The sequence below is a fragment of the Bordetella tumbae genome (genome assembly GCF_965139195.1).
Lineage (GTDB): Bacteria > Pseudomonadota > Gammaproteobacteria > Burkholderiales > Burkholderiaceae_B > Bordetella_A > Bordetella_A tumbae.
In genome coordinates this window covers 1-19166 of sequence record NZ_CBCSJH010000041.1, presented here as the reverse complement: position 1 = coordinate 19166, position 19166 = coordinate 1, and the positions used below count along the sequence as shown (strand labels likewise).

Here is a 19166-nt window from a genome sequence, read left to right as displayed (position 1 = left end):
AGACATCCCGCAGCACCCAAAACCCAGGCGCCGTGCAAAAATCCCGCAAAACGTTAGATAATACCGTGACTTACGCCTAACCGTCAAACAACGCATGCCCATTTCCACACCCCGCCTGATCCTGGCCTCGAGCTCGCCATACCGCCGTGAACTGCTGTCACGGTTGCGCCTGCCCTTTGAGGCGATTTCCCCCAATGTGGACGAAACGCCCCGCGACAACGAACCACCTGCGGCGCTGGCATTGCGCCTATCCGTCGACAAAGCCATGGCCATAGCGACCCAGCAACCGGGCTGCATCGTCATCGGCTCCGATCAGGTCGCCACCATCGATGGCAATCCTATCGGAAAACCGGGTGATTTTAGCCGCGCCCAAGCCCAACTGCGGATGCTGGCCGGACAAACGGTAGAGTTTCATAGCGCACTGGCGGTCACCGATGGCCAACGCGTAGAAAAAGCCGATGTCGTCACGCAATGCCGGTTTCGCCCACTTTCGGAGGTGGCCATCGACGCGTATCTGCGCGCCGAAGCCCCCTTTGACACGGCAGGCAGCGCCAAAGCTGAAAGCCTGGGAATTGCCCTGATGGAATATATCCGCAGCGATGACCCTACTGCCATCATCGGCCTGCCCCTGATCACGCTGACCCGCATGCTGGCCACTTTTGGCCTGGACCCGCTGACGCACGCCCAGCCCGCGGGACAAGCGACATGAGCGGCACGTTACACCTCATCCCCGTGGGCCTCGGACCGGCGCAACCCGAGCGCTGGTTACCCGCGGATGCCCGAGCCCTGGCCGGCAGCCTGAACACCTATATCGCCGAGAACGCAAAAACCGCGCGAGCGTTTCTCAAACAGATCGGCACGGCACGCCCGCTGCAGGAAATCACCATCCACACGCTCAGCCCCAAAACGGATGCCAGCCAGATACAACAATGGCTGGCTCCTGTGCGCCAGGGGCAGGACATCGGCCTCGTANCCGNGGCCGGCTGCCCTGCCGTGGCCGATCCCGGCGCCACGGTTGTCGCGGCGGCGCATCGGCTCGGCATTCATGTGCGCCCCTGGGTCGGCCCCTCGTCGATTTTGCTGGGATTGATGGCGAGCGGCCTGGATGGACAGCGCTTTGCATTCCATGGCTACGCTCCTGTCGACCCAGGCGAACGCGCCAAGCAATTGAAAGCCTGGGAGCAGCACTCTGCCCGCCACCACCAGACCCAGTTACTGATCGAAACTCCCTATCGCAACGCCGCCATGTTCGCGACTCTGCTCTCGGCACTGCGCGGTGACACGCGGCTATGCGTAGCACGATCCCTCACGACAGACGAGGAATGGGTGCGCACCTATAGCGTCGCCGAGTGGAAAAAACAGCCTGCACCAGAACTGGATAAGCAACCGACGCTATTCCTGTATCTCGCTCAGCGCGCGTAAACTCGTCCTGCGCCGACGACCAACGGCCCTGCCAACTGTAATCATCACTGCTGCTCACGCCCCCAAGTCCGCCCCATGCCGATAACCCTAAGCCCCCGCCTCTCTTTTCCCCGACTCCACGCGGGGCTGATGTGGGCGGTTGCCGTGTTGGCGCTGGCGGGCTGCGCAGGGCCCCAGGCCGTGCCTACCAGCCTGGACATCGACGACTCGATCAAGGCCGTCAGTCACGACAGCCGCGTGCGGTATATCGTGCTGCACTACACCTCCACCGACACCAAAGAGTCGCTGAGGCTCTTGGCACAGGGCAGAGTCAGTACCCACTACTTGATCACAGACGACGCACGCCCTCGCATCTATCGCCTGGTCGAGGAGACTCAGAGCGCCTGGCACGCAGGAGAGAGCCGCTGGTACAACCAGGTGTCGCTGAACCCGGTTTCCATCGGCATCGAGTTGGTCAATATCGGCCGCACCGACCTGGCACACGGCCAGGTCAGTTGGGAGCCCTATTCCAAGCCGCAGATCCAGACCTTGATTCTGCTATTAAAAGACTTGACCAAGCGGTACGGCATCCGCGCCGAAAACGTGGTGGGGCACAGCGATATCGCCCCTCAACGCAAGACCGATCCTGGCCCGCTATTTCCTTGGAAACAACTGGCCGAGGCTGGCATCGGGCGTTGGTACAACGAGGCACAGGCGGCGACGAACTGGGTCACCCTGCAACGTCAAGGCACGCCTGACGTTGCCTGGTTTCAGGAACGGCTGGCGAAATTAGGCTATGCCTGCCCCCAGCACGGGCAATTGGATCGCGAGACCCAAAATGTGCTGTCAGCCTTTCAAATGCACTATCGGCCCAGCAACTACGACGGCAAGCCCGACGCCGAGACCGGGGCCATCATCATGGCACTACTTGAGCCGCAGCGCTAAACGCCAGCCGAGCAACACCGTCAGAATGACGCCATAGACCAGAGGCTGCTCAAAATCGTTCTTGCCCGCCTTGTGCCACCACAAGTGCACCACGGCCAGGATGCCGATCAGATAAACCAGGCGATGTAGCGTCTGCCATCGCCGCCCTAGTCTGCGGATGGCCCATTGGGTCGAGGTGAGAGCCAACGCCGTCATGCATACGAACGCCACAAAACCGGCAGTGATGAAGGGCCGTTCCCAGACATCTTGCAGCATCGCTCCCACGTCCAAGCCCCGATCCCACCAGACCCAGGCAGTAAAGTGCAGCGCGCCATAGAAAAACGCGAACAATCCACAGGGACGGCGCAAGCGCACCAGCGCTGGCTGCCGTAGCAAACGGCGCAGAGGCGTAATCGATAGCGTGACCAACAAGCACACCAGCGCCCATGTCCCTGACGAACGCGTCAAAAACTCAATGGGATTGGCAGTCAGATCATCGTTGAATCCGAGCCAGAACCAGCGTGCGAATGGCAATAACCCTGCAATAAATAGCAGAGGCTTGAATCGGCTCACCGCAGCGGCGGACCATTGCGCCCTAGGTGCGGCGACTGTATTAACCATGAACGCGACGACCCGTCAGTAATTCGCTGCCAAATCCATCCCCTGATACAGCGAGGCGACCTGGTCGGCATAACCATTAAATAACAGCGTCTTGCGCTTGGGCGTGAAAAAACCACCCTCGCCGATCCGCCGCTCGGTCGCCTGGCTCCAGCGAGGGTGAGGCACATCGGGGTTCACGTTGGCATAAAACCCATACTCGTTGGCAGCCGCCTGCATCCATGAGCTCGTCGGCTGACGCTCGACCAGACGAATACGCACAATCGACTTGGCCGACTTGAAGCCATATTTCCAGGGCACAGCCAAACGCAGCGGCGCACCATTTTGATTCGGCAGGACTTTTCCGTATAAGCCAAAGACCAGCAACGCCAGCGGATGCATGGCCTCGTCCAGTCTCAGCGCCTCGACATAGGGCCATTCGAGCACGGGATAACGCAATCCGGGCATATTTTCCCGCTGCTCGACCGTCGTGAACTCTACATACTTGGCATTGCCTGTAGGCTCGACCTGCTTGAGCAAGGCCGACAGCGAATACCCCACCCATGGAATCACCATGGACCATCCCTCGACACAGCGCAGGCGATAGACCCGGTCCTCGAGAGGGGCCAGTTTCAGCAGGGTATCGATATCAAAGGTTTGCGGACGCAGCACCTCGCCCTCGACCGAGACCGTCCAGGGACGGGTCTGCAGCTTGTCCGCGTATTTTGCGGGCGCGTCTTTATCGACCCCGAACTCGTAGTAGTTGTTGTAGGTGGTGACGTCTTTCCATTCGGTCGGCTTGTCCATGACCGAATAGGCGGGGCTCGGCTGGCCGGGCAACTCGGCGCCGCTCTGGGCGAATGCACTGCGCGACGCCCAGGCCGGCAAACCCGCGGCCGCTGCGGCCATGGCGGCGCGTGCCATCCATTCGCGACGCGACTGCCAAACAGCCTCGGGCGTAATTTCGGACGATGCGGGCTCGTGACGGGGCTTACGTATCAACATGACCAGTTCTCCTGGCGTCTACCCAGGGGATGAGACGCGACAGATGACAACAGACTAACCACTGCAAGCAAACAACGCCAGGATGCGCATCAGACGCCGATCAAACCCCGACGCGAGACAAGAGCCACTCTCGCAAAGCGGGCACGGTATCGACTACAGCCTGGGGCGTGCACCCCAGCAATTCTTGTGGGCTATGAGCACCATAGGCGACCCCCAGACCATGTACGCCGGCGTTGGCCGCCATATTCAGGTCATGCGAGGTGTCGCCCACCATGATCACGCGTTCGGGTTCGACATCCAATTCCTGCATGAGTTCATGCAACATGGCCGGATGCGGCTTGCTGAACGTTTCGTCGGCCGTGCGCGTAGCGTCAAAGATATCGCGCAAGCCCGTAGCGGCCAACACACGATTGAGCCCGACGCGGCTTTTCCCGGTCGCGACTGCCAAGCGGATTTTCTGGCCGGCCAGTTCGCCCAGCAGCGGCTCTATTCCCTCGAATAACTGCAAATCGGGGTCGCGCAACAAATAATGAATGCGATAACGCTCGAGGAATCGCGGCAACATGGCCTGGGTCAACTCGGGCACCGCCCGGCGCAAGGCGCTCTCCAGCGACAAGCCAATCACCCAACTGGCCTCGGAGGCGGACGGCACGGGCAACTCCAGGTCGCGGCACGCGCCCTGAATGGCGGAAACAATGCCGTTGGTGGAATCCATCAAGGTTCCGTCCCAGTCGAACACCACCAGCGAATACGACGACATGGTTATTGATTCTCCAACTGCTGCAATAGCTTACGGCAGGCTGGCGGCAACTCGGCCGTCAACCTGAGGATCTCGCCGGTCAAGGGATGCGGCAAGGTCAATTGATGGGCATGCAGAAACATGCGATTGAAGCCCTGACGGGCAAATTGTGCCCTCGTTTCATCCGTCCCGTATTTATCGTCACCGATGATCGGAAAACCGCTGGCCGCCAAATGCACACGGATTTGATGCGTACGCCCACTGCGCAGTTCCGCGTCGACCAGACTGTAACGGCCAAAGCGTTGCCGCAGCGTGACGATGGTATGGGCCGATTGTCCGTCAGGATCGGGACGCACGCGGCGCTCGCCGGACTGTGTGGTCCATTTAGTCAGCGCCAGCCGGATATGCTGGCGATCATTGACCCAGTCTCCCTCGACCAAGGCGAGGTAATGCTTGTCGCCTTTGCCTTCGCGCAGCATGGCGTGCAACGCCAATAGCGCGCTGCGCTTTTTGGCCACCATCAGCAAGCCCGAGGTTTCACGGTCCAGGCGATGCACCAGTTCCAGGAAACGGGCCTCCGGCCGCGCCGCCCGCAATTGCTCGATGACGCCGAATGAGACGCCGCTGCCCCCATGAACTGCCACCCCGGCAGGCTTGTCGATGACGAGCAAAGCGTCGTCCTCGAACACGATAGGGAACTCAGCCCCCGGCACTGGCCTGGCCTCACCCGCCGCCGGCAACCGCAGCGGCGGTACGCGGACCATATCTCCGGCTACGACACGATAGTCCGCCTGAATGCGTCCCTTATTTACCCGCACCTCACCGCCACGGATTGCCTTGTAGATATGGCTCTTGGGCACGCCCTTGCACAGGCGAAGCAGAAAATTGTCGATACGCTGGCCGTCGTGTTCCACGTCCACCTCGACGAGGCGGACAGCAGGTGCAGACGAAGTCGAGATAGGGGTTTCTTTGCGCATTACGGAAAGCGACATATAATCGGGACAGCCTTGAGGGGCTGAACATCGGGGGCTGAACAACGAGGCTGAAAAGCCGCCCGGCGTAGAGATGCAACAACGCGTCTCCGTCGAGCGCGCGGGCCGCCATTGTACCGCTGCCTGCTGGTTCAGCTCCGGGGCCTCTCGGTCGCCGGCGCAACCGCGCTCTGCCGGACGGTGGTGTGGCACTTTTTGCCCGCTGTCCTGGCTGAGTCGTTGCATGCCGCAAGCGGCTCTGAAGCACTGCAAGAATCATCGCGTAATTTAAAGCACCAGGTGCGCGCAGGCTGATCGTTCGCCGCATCTGTCGTTCACAGCAACCCTTTCCGTCAACCACTTAGTGAAACTGACTCTCCTGCTGACAGAACCCCGTGCCCTCTGGCACGATGTGCCCGCCTAACCGGCGGCGGCTCTGCCTGGGCGCAGCCCGGCGGCCGTTTGACGTTTGATTTTCTTGCCCTGCTTCAGTCCGCAGCCCGAGNGGCCCGGGGTCACGCGCCGATATCGGCGCGTCATGACAACGGAGAACACCACTCATGAAGCGCATGCTGTTCAATGCAACGCACCAGGAAGAACTGCGCGTTGCCATCGTCGATGGGCAAAAACTCATCGACCTCGACATCGAAACCGCCGGCCGCGAGCAGCGCAAAGGCAACATCTATAAAGGCGTCATCACCCGCATCGAGCCCGGCCTTGAGGCCTGCTTCGTCAACTACGGCGAAGACCGCCACGGCTTTTTGCCCTTCAAGGAAGTCGCCCGTAGTTACTTCAAAGAAGGCGTCGACGTCCGCAGCGCCCGCATCCAGGACGCCCTGCGCGAAGGCCAGGAACTGATCGTTCAGGTCGAAAAAGAAGAACGCGGCAACAAGGGCGCCGCCCTGACCACATTCATCTCGCTGGCGGGCCGCTATCTGGTCCTGATGCCCAACAATCCGCGTGGCGGCGGTGTCTCACGCCGCGTCGAAGGCGAAGACCGCCAAGAACTGCGCGATACGATGGAGCAGTTGCAAGTGCCACAAGGCATGAGCATCATTGCCCGCACCGCTGGCATCGGCCGCAATGTCGACGAGCTCCAATGGGACCTGTCCTATTTGATGCAGCTCTGGACGGCCATTGACTCAGCCGCCCGCGACAACGCCGCCCCCATTCTGATTTATCTCGAGTCCAGCCTGGTCATCCGGGCCATCCGCGACTATTTCTCGCCCGAAATTGGCGAGATCCTGATCGATACTGACGAGATCGCCGACCAGGCCACCGCCTTTATGAGCGTGGTGATGCCGGACAACGTCCAGCGCGTCAAACGCTACCGCGATGACATCCCGCTGTTCTCGCGTTTCCAGATCGAACACCAGATCGAAACCGCCTACTCGCGTACGGTGCAATTGCCCTCGGGCGGCGCCGTCGTGATCGACCACACCGAGGCGCTGGTTGCAGTGGACGTCAACTCGGCGCGCTCGACCCGTGGTGCAGACATCGAAGAAACCGCGCTGCGCACCAACGTGGAAGCCGCCGACGAAGTCGCCCGCCAGTTGCGCCTGCGTGACTTGGGTGGCCTGATCGTCATCGACTTTATCGATATGGAGGACAGCAAAAACCAGCGCGCCGTCGAACAGCGCCTGCGTGATGCCCTGCATTTCGACCGTGCCCGCGTGCAAATGGGCAAGATCTCGCGCTTTGGCTTGATGGAGCTGTCGCGCCAACGCCTGCGCCCCGCCCTGAACGAAGGCTCGCACATCACCTGCCCGCGCTGCAACGGCACCGGTGTGATCCGCGACGCAGAGTCCAGCGCCCTGCATGTACTGCGCCTGCTGCAAGAAGAAGCCATGAAGGAAAACACCGCGGCGGTTCACGCCCAGGTGCCGGTCGACGTGGCCACCTTCCTGCTCAACGAAAAGCGTTCCGACATCACCAAGATAGAGGCCCGCCTCAAGGTCAATCTGGTGCTGATCCCCAACAAGCACCTGGAAACACCTCACCATCACATCGAGCGCCTGCGTCACGACGACCCGCGCCTCGAAGAAGTCAAAACCAGTTTCGAGCTGACCGAGGCCCCGTCGACCGACGTAACGTGGGCCCCGAAAGACCAAGAAATCAAGGCGCGCCCCGAAGCTCTGGTCAAGGGCATCACCCCCTCGCAGCCCGCTCCCGTGTCGACGCCTGCCGCGGCGCCTGCTGCAGCATCGTCCGGTTTCAGCCTGGGCAATCTGTTCAAACGCCTGTTTGGCTGGTTGAGCGGCAGCCCGACCCCGGCTCCGACCGAAACAAAAGACGAACCGAAACGTGGCAACCAGGCTCGCGGCAAACGCGGCCAGGACGGCCAGGAACGCCGTGGCGACCGCCAGGGTTCGGATCGCAACCGCCAGCGCCGTAACAATGACGCTCGCCAAGCCACCGACGCCAGTGATCCGTCCGAAGGCGCGGCCCGTCATCACGTGCGCGGCAATCGCCGCCACGAAGAACGTGCAGACCGCCCCGCACGTGCCGACCGTGACAATGCTCGCGCAGAAGCCGACTCCACGGCACGCGCTGATCGTGACAACGCCCGTCAAGACCGCGCTCAAGGCGCTGACGCCTCGGCAGACGAGGCACCTCGCGGCAATCGCAATCGCCGCGGCCGTGGCCGCAATCGTCGCGACGACAGCAACCAGCAAGACGTCTCCTTGAACGATCAGGACAACGCGCTGGCAGCCGGCGCAGCCGTTGCAACGGCTGCCGTCTCGGCCGCTGACTACGCTGTTGCAGCCAACACGCAACGCGTGGCCGACGCAGCTCCAGCGCCGAAAGCAATCGTCCCCGAAAATGCAACGGACGCCGCCGTGACGGACAGCCAAGGGATTGAGGCCGCCACCGAAGGTAGCGATACCGAAGGCACGGGCGATCCGGAACGCAAACGCCGCCGCCGCCGCAGCCGTCGTGGCCGTCGCAGCCAAGAGGATCAGGCCCTGCAGGGTGCCGACGATCAAGCCGATGCCGTTGAATCCACGGACACACTGGCTGTGCAAGCCTCGTCTGCGGCTGAAGCCGGCGCCACTCAGGCCCCGACTGCAGCACAAGACATGCCATCGGCCATTGAACCGGCTCCCCAGGCTACGACTCCGTCGGAATCCGCCGCGCAACCGCTGGCCGCAGTGACAGCGGCTGCGGCAACGGCAGCCGCCGCGGCAACGACCGCGGCAGCCGCTGCTGCCGTACGCAACGCCGCCGCCGAGACAGCCAAACCCGCTGACACCGCCTCCGTATCCGCAGAGCCCGCGGTGGCTGCGGAGCAACCGGCGACGACCGAACCTGCCACGGCGAGCGCAGCACCGGCTCAACCAGCATCGGCCGGCGAAGCCGCGGTTGTCGCAGCAGTTGACCAAGCCAGAACGACCGAAGCGCCCGTCGAAACAGCGCCGGTCAAGGCAGAGCCCACTGCCGCCACGCCATCGACTGAGTCGGACGCGACCACGACGGAGACCACCGCTCCTGTGGCAAGCGTATCGACAGCGACCGAAGCAGTTGTAGCCTCGGCGCCTTCGGCACCGGCTCCGGTCCGGGAGCTTTCGGCCCCTGAGGCAGCTCCTGCTGCGCCAGAGCCTGCCACCCCGGTAACGGTCCCCGCTGCCATCGCGGACGCGACCGCAACAGAGGTTCTCGCCAGCGCTGCAGTACCCCAGGCACCGGCAGCCACCTCGGCAGCCGCAGCCGGCGAAACCGCAGCAACGCCCGCTCCGGCAGCCGCTGCGCCCGTTGCTCAAGCCCCTGCTACGGCCCCTGCCGCAGCGTCTGTGGCTTCGCAGCCCATCGTCGTACCGGCAGCACCGGCCACGTCGACCCAAGCCTTGCACGACGTCGTGGATGCAGCGGGCCTGAAGTGGGTAGAAACCGATCCGGAACGCCATGCGCAAACGCAGCAACGCATCGCAGCCGGCCATGTCCCGTCCCGTCTGGGCCGCGAACGCAAGCCAGTCGCGCCGGTCTCGAACGCCCCCTTGGTGCAAGTAGAAACTCAGCGCCAATAAACCAGCGTCACGCGAGGCCCAGAACGCCGGCAGCAATGCCGGCGTTTTTTATTGCTGATCGCATCTGCTCAATCTGCTCACTCAGGAATAACGAAAAAAAACCCCCACGCTGCGCCTTCGGCTGGCTGCCCCCCCAAGGGGGTATTTTTGTTTTGGGACGGCCCGGCAACAAAAAAAGCCCCCACGCTGCGCCTTCGGCTTGCTGCCCCCCAAGGGGGCATTTTTGTTTTGGGACGGCCCGGCAACAAAAAAACAAAACCCCGGCCGAAGCCGGGGTCGCGTTATCAGGTCCGCTGCGACAACATCCGCACAGACGGCGGAAAGCGCATTGAACGAGGCAGGGAACTACCCTGCTTCAACAAACATTAGAACTGATACGTGTACGTCAACTGCAACACATCCAGACCCGGGTTCGGGCGTTTGATGCTGGCATTGGAAAAGTGCGAATAACGCAGGCCCAAGCGGTTGTTCGGCGTGACCAGGAAACCCAAGCCAACGTGATCGCCGAATTGGTATGCGGTACTGATATTCTCGTCGGCAAACCTGGTGTGCGTGAATAATGTCGCGCCGATACCAGCCTCGACATAGAAACGATCGCTCATCCACCAGCGGAACATCGGAATCGCATTGAATTGCCAGACGTGGCTCGGATCACGCGAACCATTGGCAGACCAATAGGCTGCGCCAAACTCGCCGTTCAGATCAATGTGACCCCAATTACCGCCAAATCGATACAGCTCGAGGGACGGGGTTTCATACACCAACTCGGTGCGCGAATAATGGTCGCCCACGCCATAATGCAGGCCAATGCCGCCCTGGCTTTGAGCCTGGGCCGAGCAAGCCAGGCCAGCTAACGACAAGGCAGCCGCAGCTGCCAGCATGTTTTTATTATTGAAACTCAGCATGAAAGCTCCTGAATTGGGTGCGCCAATTAAGTTATCAGAAATTCGGCAATTGTCTGCAACCTATGTATGACCCAGACAACAGTTCTCTAGGAAAATCCGACATCTCGTGGTGAATACTGGGAGCATTCCTGTTCAATATGGAAATATCGCCCAGGTATTTCACGCCACCAGCATCACCTATCTCGCACAACAAAGCGTCAAGCGGCAACGACGTCTGCGGGCTGATCCGTGAGCAGCGCCAGCAGACGGGCAATTTCCTCGCGCAGCTGGCGCCGGTCGACCACCATGTCGATGGCGCCCTTTTGCAGCAGGAATTCGGCTCGCTGAAAACCCTCGGGCAACTTCTCGCGAACGGTCTGTTCGATGACGCGAGGACCGGCAAAACCGATCAGCGCCTTGGGTTCTGCAATCACCACGTCGCCCATAAAGGCGAAACTGGCCGATACGCCACCCATGGTCGGGTCAGTCAAGACGCTGATGAATGGCAGTCCCGCTGCCGACAGACGCGTCAACATGGCGTTGGTCTTGGCCATCTGCATCAGGGACAGCAAGCTTTCCTGCATCCGTGCGCCACCCGAGGCCGCCACACAAATAAACGGGGTCTTGTTGTCCAGCGCCGCCTGAGCACCGCGCGCAAAGCGCTCTCCCACGACCGAGCCCATCGAGCCGCCCATGAACTCGAACTCAAAGCAGGCCACCACCGCCGGCACGCCGCGAATGGCGCCGCTCATGACTACCAGCGCGTCAGTTTCGCCGGTTTGCTTCATGGCCTCTTGGACACGCTCAGGATACTTGCGCGTGTCTTTGAATTTGAGCGAATCCACCGACCGCGTGGTCTGGCCGATCTCGACCCGCCCCTCGACGTCCAGCAACGAATCGATGCGTGCACGCGAACCAATGCGCATGTGATGATCGCATTTGGGGCACACATGCAAGTTGGCAGCCAGGTCTTCGCTGTAGAGCACCGACTCGCAAGACGGACACTTGACCCAGAGGCCTTCGGGTACGCGGCGTGCACCGCTGTCATTCGTCTTGTTGATACGAGGAGGCAGGAGTTTATCAATCCAGCTCATTGTCTTTTTCCATGAGGAAACCGCGCACCGGCCTCAGGCCGAGGCGCCGTCTCGTTTGACTTGGTCGAGTGCCTGACGGATACCGGCCAGCCATTGGCTGGCGGCGGTAACGGCAGACTCGGTCTGTTGGCCGGCGGGCGCAGAGGCAACCGCCTGTTCCAGGGTTTCGATCAGTTTGGAGCCGATGACCACGGCGTCGGCCTTGCGGGCAATACGCTGGGCGCTCTCCGCGTCGCGAATACCAAAGCCCACACCGACGGGAATGTGGACATGCTGCTTGATCAGCGCCACGCGTTCGGCCACGTCATCCGTGTTCAGACTGCCCGCCCCCGTCACGCCCTTGAGCGAAACGTAGTAAACATAGCCACGCGCCACACGTGCCACTGCTTTGATGCGTTCCTCGGTCGAGGTCGGCGCCAGCAGGAAAATCGGCGCAACGCTGCAGGCCTCCAGTTGGCCGGCAAAGGCATCGACTTCTTCGGGCGGATAATCGACGACCAGCACGCCATCGACACCGGCGGCCTGAGCGGCTTGGGCAAAGGTCTCCTGGCCCATGCGTTCGATCGGGTTGGCGTAGCCCATCAACACCACTGGCGTCTCGGCATCATCGCGCCGAAACTCGGCTACCAGCTCCAGTGTCCGGCGCAGCCCCACCCCTTGGGCAATGGCGCGCTCGGCGGCACGTTGGATCACCGGTCCATCAGCCATGGGATCGGAAAACGGTACTCCCAATTCGATGATGTCGGCGCCCGCTTTCGTCAGGGCATGCATCAGAGGCACCGTGGCCCCAGGCGAGGGGTCGCCCGCAGCAATGTAGGGAATTAACGCAGCGGCACGGCCGGATTCGGCCACACGGGAAAACGCTGCTGCGATACGGTCGGTTCGGCTAGTCATGGTGTCAGAACTGAATGCCCGCGCGCTCGGCGACGGTGTGCATGTCTTTGTCGCCACGGCCCGACAAATTGACCAGAATGATTTTGTCTTTCGAGAGTGTAGGCGCCATTTTCACGGCCTGAGCAATCGCGTGCGAGGACTCCAGCGCGGGCATGATGCCCTCGATGCGGCAGCAATCATGGAACGCCGCCAAGGCCTCGTCGTCGGTGATCCCTACGTATTCGGCACGGCCGCTGTCTTTCAGCCAGGCGTGCTCGGGGCCGACACCCGGATAGTCCAGGCCTGCCGAGACAGAATGCGTGTCCAGGATCTGGCCGTCCTCGTTTTGAATAATGTACGTGCGATTGCCGTGCAACACGCCGACCTGCCCTGCAGCCAGCGATGCCGCATGACGGCCCGTTTCCATGCCGTCACCGGCCGCCTCGACGCCAATCAGCCTGACGTCTTCGTAGGGGATATAGGGATGGAAAATACCCATGGCATTCGAACCACCGCCCACCGAGGCCACCACATAGTCGGGCTGGCGGCCGGCGTCCTGAGGCATCTGCTCCAGGCACTCGTTGCCGATCACCGTCTGGAAATCACGCACCATGCGCGGATAGGGATCGGGTCCCGCCACCGTACCGATGATGTAGAACGTGTTTTCGATGTTGGTCACCCAGTCGCGCATGGCTTCGTTCAGGGCGTCTTTCAGTGTGCGCGACCCCGACTCGACCGGCACGACGGTCGCGCCCAGGAGCTTCATGCGATAGACGTTGGACGCCTGGCGCCGGACGTCCTCGCTGCCCATGTACACCACGCACTCCATGCCGTAGCGGGCGGCGACGGTGGCCGTCGCTACGCCGTGCTGGCCAGCACCGGTCTCGGCGATGACGCGCGGCTTGCCCATGCGACGAGCCAGGAGCGCCTGGCCAATGCAATTGTTGACCTTGTGGGCGCCGGTATGGTTGAGATCCTCGCGTTTGAACCAGATCTGAGCGCCGCCCAGCTCGCGTGACCAGCGCTCGGCATGGTAGACCGGGCTGGGGCGTCCGACAAAGTGCTTGAGCTCGTAGTTGAACGCCTCAATGAACGCGGGATCGACGCGGCAGCGGTCGTACGCGGCACGCAACTCGTCGAGCGCATGCATCAGCGTTTCAGCTACGAACACGCCACCATAGGGGCCAAAATGACCCTGGGCATCCGGAAGATCGTAAGAATTCACCAAGTTTCTCCTGGGCAGGAGGCGAACACCGCATTCGCCGCTCAACCCGCTTCGCAACCCATTATTTTACCCGAGCGCGCCATAGACGCCGAAACGATAGGGACCAGTCCGCCCGCAAGGGCGCAATAGGACCCACACGCAGGGTACGGTCTCATCAGAATCGGCAAGCCACAGCGTCGGGCCAACAATGGCCCCCAGCGCGCGGAAATCGTCAACCAGCGCCTGCTGGCGGCCAGGCCAAGCGGATCAGGCCCCATGCCAGACGGACCCGCTACCCGCACTCGCTCTGAACAATCACCGCTGCGCAGGCTACGCCAGCGATTGTCCCAAACGGCGCAGAAAGCTCTCGCAGGCGGCCAACTGGTCCAACGCCACGAATTCATCCGGCTTGTGAGCCTGCTCGATATGTCCGGGACCGCAGACTACCGTCGGAATCCCCAGCCCCTGAAACAGGCCGGCCTCGGTGCCATAGGCAACCTTGCGCGTGGCACGGTCATCGGTGAGCGCACGCACCAGTTGCGTAATCGCTGCCGCCTCGGAGGCATCCAGCCCGGGAGCCTGGGCCCCCGTCCGAATATCGATGCGCGCCCCGTCAAACTCCGCTCGCATGGCGGGCAGGAGCGTTTCCTGCACATAGCGTTCGATTTCCGCCTGAATCTCATCAGCCGGGGTCCCGGGCAAATTGCGAAACTCATAGGAAAATTCGCAGCGTTCCGGAATCGTGTTCACGGCGATCCCGCCCTGAATCAGATTGGTCGTCAACGTGGAATACGGCACATCGTAAAACTCGTCGTACGGGCCTTTGGCCTTGAAGGCGTCGGCCACCTCGCGAATCCGGCAAATCAACCGGGCCGCGTATTCGATGGCGTTGCAACCGCGCGGGGTCAACGAAGAATGCGCGGCCTTGCCCTGAACACAACAGCGGAACAGATTGATCCCCTTGTGCGCCACCACGACCTGCATCCCGGTGGGTTCGCCCACCACACACCCATCGGGCCGAATACCGCGATCGCGCAATTCGGCCAACATGACGGGTGCGCCTACGCAGCCGACCTCCTCGTCGTAGGAAAATGCCAAATGAATGGGCTTTTTGCGCGGCATGGCCAAGAACTCGGGCACCAGCGCCAGCGACGCCGCGATAAAGCCTTTCATATCGCAGGTGCCGCGGCCGTACACCAGGCCATTCGATTCGGAGAGCGTAAACGGATCGGTAGACCAATTCTGTCCATCGACCGGCACCACATCGGTATGCCCCGATAGCACAATCCCCCCCTGCTCGCCGCCATCACTGGCCGGTAAAGTGGCAAAGAGATTAGCCTTGCTGCCATCGCTGTTATGCGCCAACCACGCTTGCACCCCTTGCGCCTTGAGGTGGTCCCTCACGGTTTCGATCAATCCCAGATTCGAATTGCGGCTGGTGGTATCGATCCCCACCAAGGTTTCAAGCCAGGTGCGCGTATCCATGTGATGGCCCTTTAGGTATAAAGCATCAGTGTAGGCGAGAAATCGGAGATTTCCAGCCAGCGGTCCGGCCCCCGCCTAATATCGAACCGCAGAACTCACGCCAGGCACCTCGGACAGGGCTGCCAATGCCTTGTTCAGCGACTCGCCGCCGCGCACCTCGACCGTAAAAATCATGTGCGCCAACGACTGGCGGCTTTGAGTATTCACGCCCACCACATTCAACCTGAGACGCGCAAACACCTCGGACAAATCCCTCAAAAGTCCCGACCGATCGCGGGCGTGCACGCTGACAGCCACGGGGTAAAACGTTTCGGCGGTGTCGCCCCAGGCGACATCAATGATCCGCTCTGGTTCGCGCTCAGCCAAGGCCTGATAACTATGGCACCCCTTGCGGTGGATCGACACCCCGCGCCCACGGGTCACGAACCCGGCGATCTCGTCCGGTGGCGCCGGGCGGCAGCAGCGCGCCAACTGCGTGAGCAGTGATCCCACGCCTACGACCAGCACCCCGCTTTTTCCACTACGGGCCGCGCTGTCCGCGCTATGCGCGTGGGCCAGATCCGCGGCCTCGGGCTCTGCCTCAGGCGCGGGCTCCTGGAACACCGCATCGATCTGGCGCAGGCTGAATTCGTCTTTTGCAGCAGCCACATACAAATCGTCGGCCCGCGCAAACCCCAGATTCTGCGCCAGCTGCTCCAGATTGACCGCAGTCTTGCCCAGGCGCTGCAATTCCTTTTCCACCAACGCTTGGCCGGTATTGATGCGCTGCTGCAGTTCGATCGCGTTGAACCACATGCGCACCTTGGCACGCGAACGCGGACTGGCCAAAAAGCCCAACTGCGGATTCAGCCAATCGCGTGATGGGCCGCCCGATTTGGCAGAAATAATCTCAACCGTCTGGCCCGTCGACAAATGCGTCTGCAACGGCACCATCTGGCCATCGACGCGTGCGCCCCGGCAACGATGCCCCAGATCCGTGTGCAAATGATAGGCAAAGTCCACCGGCGTCGCGCCCTCGGGCAATTCGATCACGCGAGCCTGCGGCGTCAATACATAAATGCGCTCGTCCCGCCCTTGATTGGCCGGGCCCGGCGCCTGGACATCACGTGCACCGCGCGCCTTGCCGCCCGCCGCCTGCGGCGCCTCTGTGGCGGAACCTGGGTTGGCATCGCCGGCCTCGACATCGGTATTCCAGGCCAACAACTGCCGCATCCACGACAACTGACGGTCATAATCGCTGGACGCCGAGACTTGGCCGCCCTTGGCTCCCGCTTCCTTGTAGCGCCAGTGCGCCGCCATCCCATACTCGGCAAACTGATGCATCTCGCGAGTGCGAATCTGCACCTCGAACGGCCGGCCATCGTCGTCCGTCACCACCGTATGCAGTGAACGATAACCGTTAGGCTTGGGGCGCGAAATGTAGTCGTCGAACTCCTCTGACAGCGGTGTCCACATATCGTGGATCATGCCCAGTGCCGTATAGCAATCGCGCACATCGTCCACGATCACACGCAACGCCCGCAGGTCATAGAGTTGTGAAAACTCCAGCCCTTTCAGGCGCATCTTGTTCCAGATACTGTAAATATGCTTGGGCCGCCCGCTCACCTCGGCGGTGATCCCAGCCTTGGCCAACGCCGTCTGCAAACGCTCGATCGCCGCCTCGATAAAAGCCTCGCGTTCGACCCGTTTTTCTTCCAGGAGCTTTGCGATCTGCTTATAACGATCGGGCTCGAGAAAACGGAACGACAAATCCTCCATTTCCCATTTGACCTGCCAAATGCCCAGGCGATTGGCCAGCGGCGCATACAGATCCATGGTTTCTCGGGCGAACGCCACCGAGCAGGGTTCTTTCGAAGCAGCATGCCACCGTAAGGTCTGCAAACGCGAAGCCAGGCGCATCAGCACAATGCGCAGGTCGGCCGCCATGGCCAACAGCATTTTGCGCTGCATTTCTTTTTGGTCGCCGGTGTCGGCTTCGCTGTCGCTCGCGTGCCGTGCTACCAGTCCCAGGCGCAACAGCGCACGCGCCCCTTGCACCAGGCGAGCGATCTCGGAGCCGAACTCGGCCGCCAAGGGATCATTGCGCAAGGGCGGGGCCGGCGCCGACAAATCCGCCGGCAACGCAGCCAACAACGCCGCGATACGCGTTGCCACATCCGTTTGCAGCCCTGCCAAAATACGCACCACACCCGCCCCGTGAGCAGCCGAAGGCTCACCGGACACAGCGCGCTGATCAGCGAACTGGGGCAACGCCCAAGCGACAGCATGCTCTATGCGCGCGGACGCATCGGCATCCAGGCCGGCCCCAGCCATCTGGTGCCACGCGTCGTCAAAGGGCGAGAACGCATCAGAATCAGGAATTACGGACATCGCAAACGAAACGGACCAGCAGGCTAAGAAGCGAAATTTCCTACACTCTACACTAAGCCCGGGCGTGGTGACGGCTCTCCCACGCGGTTGATAAGGAATTTTGACTCATGTTGCGATGGCTCAAAGGCCGAGGCGCAGCCGCCTCGGCAGTCGCTCAAATGCAAGCTCGCATTACACCGGAACTCTGGCGCGACGTTCTGCAGGCCTATCCCTTCCTGGCAACCCTCGGCGCCGATGAAGCCGAACAGCTGCAAGCTCGCGCCGCCTGGCTTCTGGCCAGCAAAACCATGAACGGGGCACGCGGCCAGGTACTCAGCGACTTCATGCGCTTGTCTATTGCCGCCCAGGCCGCCCTGCCTATTTTGAATCTATCCCCCACCCTATACGAAGGCTGGGAAGAAATCATCGTTTACCCCGAAGGCTTCAGCATCCCTCGCACCCATCAGGACGACGCCGGCGTTGTCCACGAATACGACGAAGAAGCCGCGGGCGAGGCGTGGGAGGGAGGCCCCGTCATCCTTTCCTGGGCGGACACCCTGCCTGGCGACACCGCCTTTAATGTCATCATCCACGAGTTCGCCCATAAACTGGACCTGTCCTCGGGCGACGCTGACGGCATTCCGGACCTGAGCGCCCATCCCGGCCTGTCGCCACGCACCTGGCACCGCATCCTGAATAGCAGCCTGGACCAATTCACCGCAGCCCTGGACACGATCGAAGCCGCCATCCCCGGCGACATCGACCCTGAAAGCGACGCCGCCGCCCCCTGGTACAGCCAACTCCCCCTGGACCCCTACGCCGCCACCGACGAGGCTGAATTCTTCGCCGTCAGTTCCGAACACTTTTTTGTCGAGCCAGAACCACTGGCACAGGCGCTGCCCGACTGGTACGAGCTCCTACGTACCTACTACCGCCAAGACCCTCTGGCACGTGCAATGCGGGGAACGCACCGATGAAACAACTGCTCATCATTTGGCATTCTCGCACTGGCTACGCCGAGCAAATGGCCCAGGCATTGGCACGCGGCGCCGCCGACACGGCCCGAGCGCTCGAACAAACTGCGAGCATGCAAGTCCACCTTCAACGCGCACAGGATACATCGCCTGCCGACCTGCTCAATGCCGACGGGTACCTATTCTGCGCCCCTGAAAACCTCGCCAGCCTCACTGGCGAAATGAAAGAATGCCTGGACCGCTGCTACTACGGGGTCCTCGACCACATCCAGGGCCGTCCCTACGCCGGGGCCATCAGCGCCGGCACAGACGGCACAGGAGCGGCGCGCCAACTGGAACGCATCTGCACCGGCTGGCGCCTGCGAGCCATCGCACCACCCCTGATAGAACGCAACGGCGCCCAGACCCCGGCAGCCATCCTAGCCCCCAAGACCGCGCCTCAGGACACCCTCTCCCGCTGCGAAGAACTCGGCGGCCTGCTCGCGGCTACTTTGCTGGCGGGCGAACCTTGATTGGCATGCTGGGTGTCAAGAGGTGCAGGTGAGGGTTTGCAGTCGTGGGACAGAGTTGAGTACTTATGGACGTCGATGCGGGGCAGTGGCCGCGTGGGGGCTTCACGTGGCCGGTCCGGCGCCCTGCGC

16 protein-coding genes and 1 pseudogene are annotated in these 19166 nt (G+C 61.9%); 7 read left to right on the top strand and 10 right to left on the bottom strand.

Annotated elements, in window-relative coordinates:
* Positions 1 to 94: 94 nt before the first annotated feature.
* The 4 genes and pseudogenes from ACNA0J_RS25780 (at position 95) to ACNA0J_RS25765 (ending at position 2346) form a co-directional block, all read left to right on the top strand.
* Positions 95 to 709, top strand: coding sequence for a Maf family nucleotide pyrophosphatase (locus ACNA0J_RS25780; protein ID WP_415821753.1), 615 nt, complete (start codon positions 95 to 97; stop codon positions 707 to 709).
* Positions 706 to 972: pseudogene (locus ACNA0J_RS25775) on the top strand (SAM-dependent methyltransferase); the annotation flags it as partial. The gene ACNA0J_RS25780 and the pseudogene ACNA0J_RS25775, both read left to right, overlap by 4 nt.
* A gap of 5 nt (positions 973 to 977) precedes the next feature.
* The coding region (locus ACNA0J_RS25770) for an SAM-dependent methyltransferase (RefSeq protein WP_415821752.1) at positions 978 to 1422 on the top strand (445 nt) is incomplete at its 5' end.
* Positions 1423 to 1551: 129 nt separating this feature from the next.
* Positions 1552 to 2346, top strand: coding sequence for an N-acetylmuramoyl-L-alanine amidase (locus ACNA0J_RS25765; protein ID WP_415821751.1), 795 nt, complete (start codon positions 1552 to 1554; stop codon positions 2344 to 2346).
* Here the strand turns inward: ACNA0J_RS25765 and msrQ are convergent.
* The 4 genes from msrQ to ACNA0J_RS25745 all read right to left on the bottom strand — a co-directional run bounded on the left by msrQ (position 2326) and on the right by ACNA0J_RS25745 (position 5658).
* Positions 2326 to 2946: a protein-methionine-sulfoxide reductase heme-binding subunit MsrQ gene (gene msrQ, locus ACNA0J_RS25760; RefSeq protein ID WP_415821750.1), complete on the bottom strand. Its 621-nt coding sequence runs from the start codon at positions 2944 to 2946 to the stop codon at positions 2326 to 2328. The two genes, ACNA0J_RS25765 and msrQ, sit on opposite strands and share 21 nt — an antisense overlap.
* Before the next feature lie 15 nt (positions 2947 to 2961).
* Entirely contained in the window at positions 2962 to 3927 is a 966-nt protein-coding gene (gene msrP / locus ACNA0J_RS25755; RefSeq protein ID WP_415821749.1) for a protein-methionine-sulfoxide reductase catalytic subunit MsrP, read from the bottom strand.
* A gap of 100 nt (positions 3928 to 4027) precedes the next feature.
* On the bottom strand, positions 4028 to 4687 hold the full coding sequence (locus ACNA0J_RS25750; protein ID WP_415821748.1) for an HAD family hydrolase: 660 nt from the start codon (positions 4685 to 4687) through the stop codon (positions 4028 to 4030).
* Positions 4688 to 4689: 2 nt separating this feature from the next.
* The gene (locus tag ACNA0J_RS25745) at positions 4690 to 5658 is read right to left on the bottom strand and encodes an RluA family pseudouridine synthase (RefSeq protein WP_415821747.1); all 969 of its coding nucleotides are present in this window, start codon (positions 5656 to 5658) and stop codon (positions 4690 to 4692) included.
* Between the two features lie 539 nt (positions 5659 to 6197).
* On the opposite strand from ACNA0J_RS25745, the gene ACNA0J_RS25740 reads away from it, so the two are divergent.
* Positions 6198 to 9662, top strand: a complete 3465-nt coding sequence (locus ACNA0J_RS25740) for an Rne/Rng family ribonuclease (protein ID WP_415821746.1) — start codon at positions 6198 to 6200, stop codon at positions 9660 to 9662.
* 365 nt (positions 9663 to 10027) lie between these two features.
* Here ACNA0J_RS25740 and ACNA0J_RS25735 read toward each other — a convergent pair whose 3' ends face one another.
* The 6 genes from ACNA0J_RS25735 to ACNA0J_RS25710 form a co-directional block, all read right to left on the bottom strand.
* Complete coding sequence (locus ACNA0J_RS25735; RefSeq protein WP_415821745.1) at positions 10028 to 10567, bottom strand: acyloxyacyl hydrolase; 540 nt, start codon at positions 10565 to 10567, stop codon at positions 10028 to 10030.
* A gap of 197 nt (positions 10568 to 10764) precedes the next feature.
* Positions 10765 to 11640: an acetyl-CoA carboxylase, carboxyltransferase subunit beta gene (gene accD / locus ACNA0J_RS25730; RefSeq protein WP_415808666.1), complete on the bottom strand. Its 876-nt coding sequence runs from the start codon at positions 11638 to 11640 to the stop codon at positions 10765 to 10767.
* 33 nt (positions 11641 to 11673) lie between these two features.
* Positions 11674 to 12534, bottom strand: coding sequence for a tryptophan synthase subunit alpha (trpA, locus tag ACNA0J_RS25725; RefSeq protein ID WP_415821744.1), 861 nt, complete (start codon positions 12532 to 12534; stop codon positions 11674 to 11676).
* Positions 12535 to 12538: 4 nt separating this feature from the next.
* Positions 12539 to 13738, bottom strand: coding sequence for a tryptophan synthase subunit beta (gene trpB, locus ACNA0J_RS25720; protein ID WP_415821743.1), 1200 nt, complete (start codon positions 13736 to 13738; stop codon positions 12539 to 12541).
* Positions 13739 to 14047: 309 nt separating this feature from the next.
* Positions 14048 to 15202 (bottom strand): acetylornithine deacetylase, encoded by a 1155-nt coding sequence (argE, locus tag ACNA0J_RS25715; protein ID WP_415821742.1) that lies wholly within the window; start codon positions 15200 to 15202, stop codon positions 14048 to 14050.
* A gap of 75 nt (positions 15203 to 15277) precedes the next feature.
* On the bottom strand, positions 15278 to 17572 hold the full coding sequence (locus tag ACNA0J_RS25710) for a RelA/SpoT family protein (protein ID WP_415821741.1): 2295 nt from the start codon (positions 17570 to 17572) through the stop codon (positions 15278 to 15280).
* A 107-nt stretch (positions 17573 to 17679) separates the two neighbouring features.
* Here ACNA0J_RS25710 and ACNA0J_RS25705 point away from each other — a divergent pair, with 107 nt between their 5' ends.
* Both ACNA0J_RS25705 and ACNA0J_RS25700 read left to right on the top strand, forming a co-directional pair.
* Positions 17680 to 18528: a M90 family metallopeptidase gene (locus ACNA0J_RS25705; protein ID WP_415821740.1), complete on the top strand. Its 849-nt coding sequence runs from the start codon at positions 17680 to 17682 to the stop codon at positions 18526 to 18528.
* A complete protein-coding gene (locus ACNA0J_RS25700) occupies positions 18525 to 19037 on the top strand; it encodes a flavodoxin family protein (RefSeq protein ID WP_415821739.1) in 513 nt (170 codons plus the stop codon). Before ACNA0J_RS25705 ends, ACNA0J_RS25700 begins: the two co-directional genes overlap by 4 nt.
* Positions 19038 to 19166: the final 129 nt, after the last annotated feature.